The sequence below is a fragment of the Nonomuraea mesophila genome, from assembly GCF_004352805.1.
Lineage (GTDB): Bacteria > Actinomycetota > Actinomycetes > Streptosporangiales > Streptosporangiaceae > Nonomuraea > Nonomuraea longispora.
Genome location: NZ_SMLD01000240.1, coordinates 1 through 11,207, shown reverse-complemented (window position 1 = coordinate 11,207; position 11,207 = coordinate 1). Strand labels below are relative to the sequence as shown.

9 protein-coding genes are annotated in these 11,207 nt (G+C 69.8%); 7 read left to right on the top strand and 2 right to left on the bottom strand.

Annotated elements, in window-relative coordinates:
* The 6 genes from murJ to E1295_RS44535 form a co-directional block, all read left to right on the top strand.
* Positions 1–1,595: murein biosynthesis integral membrane protein MurJ (murJ, locus tag E1295_RS44560; protein ID WP_132640865.1), on the top strand; the 1,595-nt coding region annotated here is incomplete at its 5' end.
* A gap of 174 nt (positions 1,596–1,769) precedes the next feature.
* Positions 1,770–3,020: a glycosyltransferase family 4 protein gene (locus E1295_RS44555; RefSeq protein WP_132640863.1), complete on the top strand. Its 1,251-nt coding sequence runs from the start codon at positions 1,770–1,772 to the stop codon at positions 3,018–3,020.
* 176 nt (positions 3,021–3,196) lie between these two features.
* The gene (locus tag E1295_RS44550; protein ID WP_132640861.1) at positions 3,197–4,180 is read left to right on the top strand and encodes a TerC family protein; all 984 of its coding nucleotides are present in this window, start codon (positions 3,197–3,199) and stop codon (positions 4,178–4,180) included.
* 109 nt (positions 4,181–4,289) lie between these two features.
* The gene (locus tag E1295_RS44545) at positions 4,290–4,937 is read left to right on the top strand and encodes a phosphatidylserine decarboxylase (protein ID WP_132640859.1); all 648 of its coding nucleotides are present in this window, start codon (positions 4,290–4,292) and stop codon (positions 4,935–4,937) included.
* Positions 4,924–5,748, top strand: a complete 825-nt coding sequence (pssA, locus tag E1295_RS44540) for a CDP-diacylglycerol--serine O-phosphatidyltransferase (protein ID WP_132640857.1) — start codon at positions 4,924–4,926, stop codon at positions 5,746–5,748. The genes E1295_RS44545 and pssA overlap by 14 nt, the downstream gene beginning before the upstream one ends.
* Before the next feature lie 37 nt (positions 5,749–5,785).
* Positions 5,786–6,061, top strand: coding sequence for a hypothetical protein (locus E1295_RS44535; protein WP_132640855.1), 276 nt, complete (start codon positions 5,786–5,788; stop codon positions 6,059–6,061).
* Between the two features lie 18 nt (positions 6,062–6,079).
* Here the strand turns inward: E1295_RS44535 and E1295_RS44530 are convergent, their stop codons facing one another.
* Together E1295_RS44530 and E1295_RS44525 are read right to left on the bottom strand one after the other, a co-directional pair.
* Positions 6,080–6,736: an MBL fold metallo-hydrolase gene (locus E1295_RS44530; protein ID WP_132640853.1), complete on the bottom strand. Its 657-nt coding sequence runs from the start codon at positions 6,734–6,736 to the stop codon at positions 6,080–6,082.
* Positions 6,733–7,527, bottom strand: a complete 795-nt coding sequence (locus E1295_RS44525; protein ID WP_132640851.1) for a maleylpyruvate isomerase family mycothiol-dependent enzyme — start codon at positions 7,525–7,527, stop codon at positions 6,733–6,735. Before E1295_RS44525 ends, E1295_RS44530 begins: the two co-directional genes overlap by 4 nt.
* A 229-nt stretch (positions 7,528–7,756) precedes the next feature.
* Between E1295_RS44525 and uvrA the strand changes: the two genes are divergently transcribed.
* The gene (gene uvrA / locus E1295_RS44520) at positions 7,757–10,597 is read left to right on the top strand and encodes an excinuclease ABC subunit UvrA (protein ID WP_132640849.1); all 2,841 of its coding nucleotides are present in this window, start codon (positions 7,757–7,759) and stop codon (positions 10,595–10,597) included.
* Positions 10,598–11,207 lie beyond the last annotated feature (610 nt).

Genomic DNA, 11,207 nt, shown 5'->3' with positions numbered 1-11,207 from the left:
CCGGCGGGGCCCTGCTCATCGGGGCGCTCACGGTGCTGGCACGCATCGCCGGTTTCGCCAAGCAATATGCCTTCGCGCAGACGGTGGGCACCAACTGCCTGTCCACCGCCTACATGACGGCCAACCAGATCCCCAACATCGTGTTCGAGGTGGTCGTCGGCGGCGCTCTGGCGGGAATGGTCGTTCCCGTCCTCGCGGGGGCGGCCGGGCGTGACGGCGCCGAGGGCGACGGCACGGGCGAGCGGGCGGGGTGGATCAGCTCGGCGCTGCTGACCTGGGTGGTCGTCGTGCTCGTGCCGCTGGGCGTGCTCACCGCGCTGCTCGCCGAGCCGATCACCGGGCTGTTCTTCGGCGACGTCATCGCCAACTGCCCCGACGCCGGCGCGGTGACGGCCGTCGCCACGCGGATGCTGGTCGTCTTCGCCCCCCAGATCCCCCTCTACGGCGTCGCCGTCGTGCTCTACGGTGTGCTGCAGTCGCACAAACGGTTCGCCGGGCCCGCGGTCGCGCCTCTGGTCTCCAGCATCGTGGTCATCGTCGCCTACCTGCTGTTCGTGCCGCTCAGCGGCGGGGTGCGCGATCCCGCCGAGGTGCCGTCGGCGGCCGAGCTCGCGCTGTCGGTCGGCACCAGCCTCGGGGTGCTGTCCCTGGTGCTGGCCGTGGCCGGCCCCGTGGCCCGCCTGGGCCTGAGGTGGCGGCCCACCTTACGTTTCCCCGACGGCGTGGCCGTGCAGGTGCGCAGGCTCGCCCTGGCCGGGATCGCGACCCTCCTCGCCCAGCAGGCGGCCATGATCGTGGTGCTGCTGCTGTCGAACAACGCGATCGGCAACGGCGCCATCACCGTCTACAACTACGCGTGGGCGATCTACCTGATGCCCTATGCCGTGCTGGCCGTGCCCATCGCGACCAGCGCGTTCCCCCGGTTGTCCGCGCAGGCGGGCGACCCCGAGGCGTTCTCGGCACTGGCCGCGCGCACGACGCGGGCGGTGGTGCTGGTGTCCGGCCTGGCCGCCGGGGTGCTGGCCGCCGCGTCAGGGCCCGGGGCCGTGGTCTTCCTCGGATCCATGAGCGAGGTGCCCGCGTCCCAGCTGGCCGCCGCGATCGCGCTGTTCGCGCCTGGGCTGGTCGGATACGGGCTCATCGCGCACGCCGGCCGGGTGCTCTACGCGGCCGGCAGGGGCCGGGCGGCCGCCACCGGGACCGTTGCGGGATGGGTGGTGGTGATGGTCGCGCAGGCCGTCTTCGTGCTGCTGCTGCCCGAAGGGTGGAAGATCGGCGGGATGGCGCTCGGCATGAGCGTCGGCATGAGCGTGGGCGGGGCGCTGCTGCTGGTCGCGGTCGTGCAGGCCCGGGGGCGCGGCGCCGTGGCAGGGCTCCCGCGGGCCGTGGGCGCGGCCGCCGCCGGTGGCGCGCTGGGCTATCTGGCGGGGGCAGGCGTGGCCGGGTGGCTGGGCTGGGACGGCGGCTGGGCGAGCCTGGGGGTCACCGTGGTGGCGGCGGCCGTCGCGCTGATCGTGGGCGTCGCCGTGGTGAGCCTGGTGGACCGGCCGGACACCGCGGTCGTCGCCGGCCTGCTGCGGCGCACACGCGGATGAGCGGCGGGGCATGGTGTGATGAATGCCTGGGCGCGGCGTGGGGGACGCCACTCCTGCACTCGGGGGACGTGACGGCCCCCACGCGGTAGGCAGGGGCGTTGGGGCCGCGGGCTCGGTGCCCCTCTCCGCGGTGGCGGGAAGCTTTCCAGCGGCTTGAGGCGAAAGGAGAACGTTGTGCGGGTGGCGTTCGTGCTGGGCACCACGTCCGGAGGCACCGGGCGATATGTGCACATGCTGGTGGAGGGGCTGGTGCGCCGGGGGCGCCAGGTGCTTGTACTGGGGCCGCGCAGCGTGGAGGAGCGGTTCTCGTACGCGCGGGCCGGTGCGCGGTTCGTGGAGGTCGCCATCGCCGACCGGCCGCATCCCGTCAACGACCTGCGTGCGGTGCTGGCCGTCAGGCGGCTGACGCGCGACGCGGACGTGGTGCACGCCCACGGGTTGCGGGCCGGGGCACTCTCCGTGCTGGCCAGGCCCGGCGCGCTGGTCAAGCGCGGCGCGGGCTCGGCGGCGGTGGCGGGTCCGGGCCGCTCGCGAACGGGAGCTCCACGGGAGGCCGGGGAGCGAGGGCGGAGCGCGCCCGGGCCGGTGGTCACACTGCACAACGCGCTGACCGCGGGTGGGTTCGTCGGCGTCGTCTACGGGGTGCTGGAGCGGCTGGTCGCCAGAGGCGCCGGGCGTGTGCTCGTGGTGTCGCCCGACCTCGGTGCGCGGATGACGCGGCTCGGCGCGAGGGACGTACGGGCCGCGGTGGTGCCCGCACCCGTGCCGCGGCCGGCCAAGCGCACCCCCCAGGAGGTCCGGGACGAACTCGACGCCGGCGAGCGGCCCATCCTGCTGACCGTGGCCAGACTCGCCCAGCAGAAGGGCCTTGAGACGCTGCTCGACGTCGCGGCCGGCCCGTGGGAGGAGGGGCGCGAGTCCGGCCTGGGAGAGAACTCCCGGCCTGACGTCGTGTCCGGGGCCGAGGCCGCCGACCCGGGGAGAGCGCCGCTGTTCGTGGTCGCGGGTGACGGGCCACTGCGCGCGCGGTTGCAGCGCAGGATCGACGACGAACGTCTTCCCGTGAAGCTGCTGGGGCACCGGGAGGACGTGCCGGACCTGTTGCACACCGCCGTCGCCCTGGTGATGCCGAGCCGCTGGGAGGGGCAGCCGCTGACCCTGCGGGAGGCGTTGATGACGGGAACACCGGCGATCGCGTCGGAGGTAGGAGGGATTCCGGAAATCCTGGGTGAGGCCGGGATTCTGGTCGCCTATGGCGACGTGGATGGGCTGCGCGCAGCCGTACGAAAGCTGCTCGCGGCACCCGGAACCGCGCGGGTGCTGGCCGCTGAGGCCGAGCGGCGTGGGCGGGAGATGCCCGGCGACGACGATGCCGTGCGGCACGTGCTGGCCGTCTACGGCGGGGAAGCTCCAACCGGCGATTAGGTGGGGTCAGGGCGTTCTCGTATACTGCGTGGGTTAGGGAGGGGAGTATCCCTTCGCGACAGCCTCGTCATCACGGTGCAGCCCCGACCCATGGGGCCCCCGGGGCTGCCGGTCCGCAGGCTGACGCGGGCGGGAGAGACCTCCGGCAATGAGTCCTGTGTGCCGGAGGGTTTGAGTTGAGCGTACCCGCGTGGGCCTGGATCGCCGTGATCGGCGGTCTTCTTGTTGTGCTGGCCGTTGATCTGTGGATCGTCGACCGCGGCGAAGCGCGCGAGTTCTCCATGCGGCAGGCCGGTTATTGGGTGACATTCTATGTCGCTCTGGCCGCCGCGTTCGGTGTCGTGTTGTGGATGACGTACGGCGGTGGCAAGGCGGGTGAGTTCTTCGCCGGCTACATCACCGAATACAGCTTGAGCGTCGACAACCTCTTCGTCTTCTTCATCATCATGGGCAGGTTCGCCGTCCCGCGGGCCTACCAGCACAAGGTGCTGCTCGTCGGCATCCTCCTGGCGCTCGTCATGCGCGGCATCTTCATCGCGCTGGGCGCCGCCGCGCTGCAGCGTTTCAGCTGGCTCTTCTACGTTTTCGGCGCCTTCCTCATCTACACCGCGGTCAACCTGGTGCGCGACCACATGCGGGGCAAGGAAGAAGAGGTCAACGAGAACATCTTGCTCCGCTGGGTGCGCCGGACGTTCCCCACCACCGAGGGGTACGTCGGCTCGAAGGTCACGGTCAAGATCGACGGCAAGCGCATGGTGACGCCGATGCTCATCGTGATGGTCGCGATCGGGAGCACCGACTTGTTGTTCGCGCTCGATTCGATCCCCGCCATCTTCGGGCTCACCAAGGATCCGTTCATCGTCTTCACGGCCAACGCGTTCGCACTGATGGGGCTGCGTCAGCTGTACTTCCTCCTGGGTGGGCTTCTGCAGCGGCTGGTCTACATCAGTTATGGTTTGGCGTTCATCCTCGGGTTCATCGGGGTTAAGCTGGTTATGGAGGCCTTGCACGCCAGCCATGTCTCCTGGGCGCCCGAAATTCCTATCTGGGTGTCGCTCTCGGTCATCGGCGCCACAATGGTCATCACCACCGTGGCGAGCCTGGTCAAGGCCCGCATGGACACGCGCGGAGGCGAGGCGGCTCATACAAAGCAGGTCTAGCCTGTTGGGCTTCGTGGCGCTTTGCTTGTGTAGTTGCGCTGTGTCATAGTTGCTAGCTTTGTAACATCACAGCAAAGCGCCCAGTCCAGTCCACCACCAAAGGTTGTACGTGTCCGATTCTGCCAAGTCGAGCCGCGCAAACTCTGTCAGGCTCGCACGCGGGGTCTCCCCGTGGCTCTTCCCCACGGCGGCTGCGGCGGCCGCCACCGCGCTGTTGACGCGCAGGGACCGGCGATGGGCGTTCGCGGCGGTGCCGCTGGGCGCGCTCACCGGTGGCATGCTCTGGTTCTTCCGTGACCCCGACCGTACGCCGGGACAGGGCCGTGTCCTGTCACCCGCCGACGGCGTGGTGCAGAGCATCGACCCGTGGCCGGACGGCCGCACCCGGGTCGCGATCTTCATGAGCCCGCTGAACGTACACGTCAATCGGGCCCCCCTTGCGGGAAATGTCACATCCGTGCAGCATGTGCCAGGTGGGTTCCTGCCGGCGTTCAACAAGGACAGCGATCAGAACGAGCGCGTGGTGTGGCATTTCGAGACCGCGCTGGGCGACATCGAGATGGTGCAGATCGCGGGCGCGGTGGCGCGCAGGATCGTGCCGTACCTGAGTGCGGGCGCGAAGGTCACGCCGGGCGAGCGGATCGGGCTCATCCGGTTCGGTTCGCGAGTCGACATCTACCTTCCCGAAGGGATCGCTCCCGCGGTGTCCGTGGGGGAGAAGACAGTGGCGGGGGTGACCAGAATTGACCGCGGCTGACGCCGGTAGTTGGCAGGCGGATGAGGAAGAGCCTCGTGGCCCCGTCGGCAAGGCGTTCCGCCTGTCCGCCGCCGACTCCCTCTCGCTGGGCAACGCGGTCTGCGGGTTCATGGCGGTGTGCGTCCTGGCCTACTCCGCGATCATGCAACTCCAGATGGCTGGCGGCCCGTTCGTCCCCAATCCGAGCTATTTCGCCACCGCCATCGTGCTGCTGCTCATCGGGGCCACGTGTGACCTGTTCGACGGCCTCGTCGCGCGGCGGTTCCGCGCGTCGGCGATGGGCGCTGAGCTCGACAACCTGGCCGACGTGATCAGCTTCGGGTTCGCGCCCGCGTTCATGGTCGTGATCTGGGGCGGGTTCACCAATCAGGTGCCGTTCACCGCGGTGCTGGTCGCGGCGGCGTCCGTGCTGGTCGCGGGGGTCGTGCGGCTGGCCAGGTTCGCCTGCGTCAAGACCAAGAGCGGCGACTTCATGGGCCTGCCGATCCCGATGGGCGCCATGACGGTGATCTCGATCGTGCTGCTGTTCCAGCCGAGCATATATTCGCTGCTCGGTGTGCTCGGCGTGGCCTGGCTGATGGTCAGCCGGATCGAATATCCCAAGCCGAAGGGCCAGCTCGCGGCGGTCGTGCTCGGATGGATCATGGTGAACGTGGCCTTCCTCACGTTCTGGGTGGCCTGGCCGGAAGGCGGCGACCTGCCGATCAAGATCGGTGCGAGCATGCAGATCGCGCTGGTGGCGGCGATCCCGCTCCGGATGCTCTTCTACAAGCGCGAACTCCGTAAAGAAGCCGAGCGCATCGGCAATTGAGGCAATCTCCCGCCCGTCTTCCGCTTTGATGGGGACCATGCCGGCCCAGCCACGCGAGCACACACGCACCTACTTCCTCGGCAAGCTGGCCGAGGAACTGGAGCAACGCGGGCTCACCGTCTCCCTGCGCTCGCACCCGCCGGCGTTGCGGATCACCGATCCCGACACGATGCTGCTGGCCGAGACCGTCGACTGCGTCCCCCTCGCGGATGGCTGGTTCTACCGGTGGTCGTGGGGCGAGCTCGTCGGCCTGACCGACGATCCCGCCCTCGCGGCCGAGCGCGTCGTGCACGTCCTCGCCGCCCGGCAGTGACCCCGCCCGCGGGTGCGGTTACCAGCCGCGGGCCTTCCACTCGGGCAACGCGGGGCGCTCGGCCCTGAGCGTCGTGTCCTTGCCGTGGCCCGGATAGACCCACGTCCCGTCGGGGAGGCGCTCGAAGATGCGCTCCACCACGTCGTTGTAGAGCTGGGTGAAACGCTCGGGGTCCTGATTCGTGTTGCCGACGCCGCCGGGGAACAGGGAATCGCCCGTGAACAGGTGATGGCCCGCCTCGCCCCCGTCGTAGAGCAGTGCGATCGACCCCGGCGTGTGGCCCCGCAGGTGGATGACCTCCAGGCTGACCGCGCCGACGGTGATCGTGTCGCCGTGCTCGACCGTGCGGTCGACCGGCACGGGCAGCGCGGGCGCGTCGAGCGGATGGGCCACCACCTGAGCCCCCGTCACCCTGATCACCTGCTCCAGCGCCTGCCAGTGGTCGCCGTGCTGGTGCGTGGTGACGACCGCGCGGATCGGCTGGTCGGCGATCAGCGCGAGCAGTCGGTCGGAGTCGGCGGCCGCGTCGATGAGCAGGCCCTCACCCGTCTCCGTGCAGCGCAGGAGATAGGCGTTGTTGTCAAACGGGCCGACGGCGAGCTTGGAGATCGTGAGCGCGGGCAGCTCTCGCACGTCGGCGGGGCCGCCGACCTGGACGTCACCTGTGTAGGTCATGGGTAGTCCTCCGGGGGCGTCGCGGGCAGATCAGCGGGGGCCGTCGCCGACAGCCACGGCGGTGGCGCGGGAAGCGCCGCCGGTGACGGTGTCGGCAACCGTCCCATCGGCACCAGCGTAACGCCCTCGCCACGCGACCTTCCTGTGAGCCAGGCCAACATGGCCGCAGGGGCACCTTCGACGGCGGGGCCGGAGCCGAGCCGCGGCCATCGGGCGACGATTGCGCCGTCCGGGTTCCTGAGGACGACTTCGCTCACCGTGCCGCCCTCGCGGGGCAGGCACGCCCGGCAGTCGTGGAGTTCGCGGGTGACGAACCGTTCCGGCCAGTCCGCGGGACCGTACCCGGCGTCGAGGTCCACGTGGTGGAACCCGATCTCGCGCATGCGGCGTACCAGGAGGTACCAGGCGGGGTGGGGCGGCGGGCGCATGCCCTCCACCTGCGCGGACCAGCGCTCGGCGGGCAGGTCACGGATCGCGGCGGCCACGCGGGCGGAGCCCTCCTCGATGTCGGCCAGGTGGCGGGCGGCCGGGTGCGCGGCCGCGGCCTCGATGGCCGCGGCCCTGGCCTGCAAAGAGGTGTACTGCGGGGTGCGTACGCCGGTCCTTGCCCAGGTCAGGAGGTTGAGGTGGGAAGCGGCGTTCTGGGCGAGGTGGGCGAGGACGTGGCCTCTGGTCCAGCCGGGCAGAAGGGAGGGGGCGGCCAGGTCGGCGTCGCTGAGCGACGCCGCCGTGGCCAGCAGCCGGTTGCTTTCGGCCGACAGTTCCGCTTGGAGCGGGGATAGAACCACCATGTCTTGATATTTCATCATTTTTGGGTGTCCCTGCCGTATCGGGGATGAAAGCTGCAGGTCAGGAAGTTGACGGGTGAAGGGCCCCTGCGAGGTGGGAGATGGCCGTAACCTGTGATGGACGCGTTTCGAGGGCCGGTCACTCGCACATGAGTGCGCGCCGCCGAAATTGTCGGAGCCCCCGTCTACCATCCCCCGTGGACCTATCCGCCTTTCGACCTCCGGGAACATCGTGGCAGACCGCCTGATCGTGCGTGGTGCACGAGAACACAACCTCAAGGACGTCTCGCTCGACCTGCCGCGAGACTCGCTGATCGTCTTCACCGGCCTGTCCGGGTCGGGGAAGTCGAGCCTGGCCTTCGACACCATCTTCGCCGAAGGCCAGCGGCGCTATGTCGAGTCGTTGTCGGCGTACGCCCGCCAGTTCCTCGGTCAGATGGACAAACCCGACGTCGACTTCATCGAGGGCCTGTCGCCGGCGGTGTCCATCGACCAGAAGGCGACCAGCAAGAACCCCCGCTCGACGGTCGGCACGATCACCGAGGTCTACGACTACCTGCGGCTGCTGTGGGCGCGCATCGGCAAGCCGCACTGCCCGGTGTGCGCCCGCCCGATCGCCAGGCAGACCCCGCAGCAGATCGTCGACCGGGTGATGGACCTCGACGAGGGCACCCGTTTCCAGGTGCTCGCCCCGGTCATCAGGGGCCGCAAGGGCGAATACGCCGAGCTGTTCCGCGAGCTGCAGACCAAGGGGTTCGCCAGAGCCCGGGTCGACGGCACCGTGGTGCGCCTGGAAGAGCCGCCGACGCTGAAGAAGTACGAGAAGCACGACATCGAGGTCATCGTCGACCGCCTCTCGGTCAAGGAGACGGCCCGGCGCAGGCTGACCGACTCGGTCGAGACGGCGTTGCAGCTGTCCGGCGGCACGATCACGCTCGAGTTCGTCGATCTGCCCGAGGACGACCCCAACCGCGAGCGCTTCTACTCCGAGCACCTCTACTGCCCCTATGACGACCTGTCGTTCGAGGAGCTCGAGCCGCGCTCGTTCTCGTTCAACTCGCCGTTCGGGGCCTGCCCCGAGTGCACAGGTCTGGGCACCAAGATGGAGGTCGACCCCGACCTGGTGGTGCCCGACCCCGAGCGCACGCTGCGCGACGGCGCGCTGCACCCGTGGTCCGGCGGCCACACCAGCGAATACTTCAGCAGGCTGGTCGAGGCGCTCGGCCACACGGTCGGGTTCACCCTCGACACGGCGTGGGAGAAGCTGCCGAGGAAGGCGCAGAAGTCGCTGCTGTACGGCCACGACGAGCAGGTGCACGTCCGCTACAGCAACCGCTACGGCAGGCAGCGCTCCTACTACACGACCTACGACGGCGTCATCCCCTGGGTGCAGCGCAGGCACGCCGAGGCGGAGAGCGACGCCACGCGCGAGCGCTTCGAAGGTTACATGCGGGAGATCCCGTGTCCCGCCTGCAAGGGCGCCAGGCTCAAGCCGGTCACCCTCGCCGTGACGGTCGCGGGCAAGTCGATCGCCGAGGTGGCGGCCATGTCGATCGGCGAGTGCGCGAAGTTCCTCGCCGCGCTCAAGCTGTCCGACCGCGACATGCAGATCGCCGAGCGGGTGGTCAAGGAGATCAACGCCCGCATGGGCTTCCTGCTCGACGTCGGTCTCGACTACCTCACCATGGACCGCGCCGCCGCGACCCTCGCCGGCGGCGAGGCCCAGCGCATCAGGCTGGCCACGCAGATCGGCTCCGGCCTGGTCGGCGTCCTCTACGTGCTCGACGAGCCGTCCATCGGCCTGCACCAGCGTGACAACATGCGCCTGCTCGACACGCTGGTCAGGCTGCGCGACATGGGCAACACGCTGATCGTCGTCGAGCACGACGAGGACACCATCGCGGCGGCCGACTGGGTCGTCGACATCGGGCCGGGCGCCGGCGAGCACGGAGGCCAGGTCGTCGTCTCCGGCACGGTGCAGGATCTGCTCACCAGCGAGGAGTCGGTCACCGGGCAGTACCTGTCGGGCCGCAGGAGCATCCCGATCCCGGCCAAGCGCCGTAAGCGCGACAAGAAGCGGCAGATCACCGTCAAGGGCGCGCGCGAGCACAACCTGCAGGGCGTCGACATCGAGTTCCCGCTGGGCGTGTTCACGGCGGTGACCGGCGTGTCCGGCTCAGGCAAGTCGACGCTGGTCAACGACATCCTCTACAACGCGCTGGCCAAGGAGCTCAACGGCGCCCGCACGGTGCCGGGGCGGCACTCGCGCATCAACGGCATGGACCAGGTCGACAAGGTCGTCCACGTCGACCAGTCGCCCATCGGGCGCACGCCGCGCTCCAACCCCGCCACCTACACCGGCGTGTTCGACCACGTGCGCAAGTTGTTCGCGGCCACGTCCGAGGCGAAGGTGCGCGGCTACCAGCCGGGGCGCTTCAGCTTCAACGTCAAGGGCGGCCGCTGCGAGGCGTGCTCGGGCGACGGCACCATCAAGATCGAGATGAACTTCCTGCCCGACGTCTACGTCCCCTGCGAGGTCTGCCACGGAGCCCGCTACAACCGGGAGACGCTGGAGGTCCACTACAAGGGCAAGACGATCGCCGAGGTGCTCGACATGCCGATCGAGGAGGCCCTCGGCTTCTTCGACGCGATTCCCGCGATCAAGCGCCACCTGCAGACGCTCAACGACGTGGGCCTGGGTTACGTACGCCTGGGGCAGCCGGCCACCACCCTCTCCGGCGGCGAGGCACAACGCGTCAAGCTCGCCTCCGAGCTGCAGCGACGGCAGACCGGCCGGACCATCTACGTGCTCGACGAGCCGACCACCGGCCTGCACTTCGAGGACATCCGGCGGCTGCTCGGCGTGCTCGGGCGGCTCGTCGACGGCGGCAACACGGTGATCGTCATCGAGCACAACCTCGACGTCATCAAGACCGCCGACTGGATCATCGACATGGGGCCGGAAGGCGGATCGCGCGGCGGCACGCTCGTCGCCAGCGGCACGCCGGAGGAGGTCGCGCTGGTGGACGAGAGCCACACAGGGCGGTTCCTGCGCAAGATCCTGGAGTTCTGACCTCCGTACGACTCACACATCCCATCGCCGGGCGGCGACAGGGCGCGTGGCCTTCAGAGGTGCGGGATGCGCGCCCGGGTGGGCAGCGCGCCGCGGCTCGTCGGCTCGGTGATGGTGGCGTGGTTCACGGTCGGCTTGTGGAGGGTGCCGTACGTGGGCGGTCTGTGGATCGTCGCGTGCGGTGATGGGCGTATGCCGTGCTGTGGGCGATGGGCCGGGTGGGATGGTCCTGTGGTAGGTGTCGCGCCCGGCCGAGGGCGGGTGGCGCCGGGTCGGGGTGGCTCAGGCCAGGCCTGGGCGTACGCGGTTCTCCATGGCCGGGTGGTGGCCGTACGCCGGCGGGGCAGGCGGCGGCGCCGAGCGGCTTCGCCTCGCTCCAGCCACCGATCGGCGAGCAGCAGCGGCAGTCTTCAGCTCAGCCCACCCAGGCGCGTTCCCATCCCTGCGGTCAGCCCATCCCGGCTCTGCCTGGACCGGTGCTCTGCCCAAACCTGAGCTCTGTGCAGGCAAGTGCTTTGGCCAGACCTGTGCGCTGGCCAGGCAGCGCTCAGCGGCGCCACGCAGGGACGTCGCCACCACCGGGGTCCGGCGGGCGCGGCAGGGGGAGGCG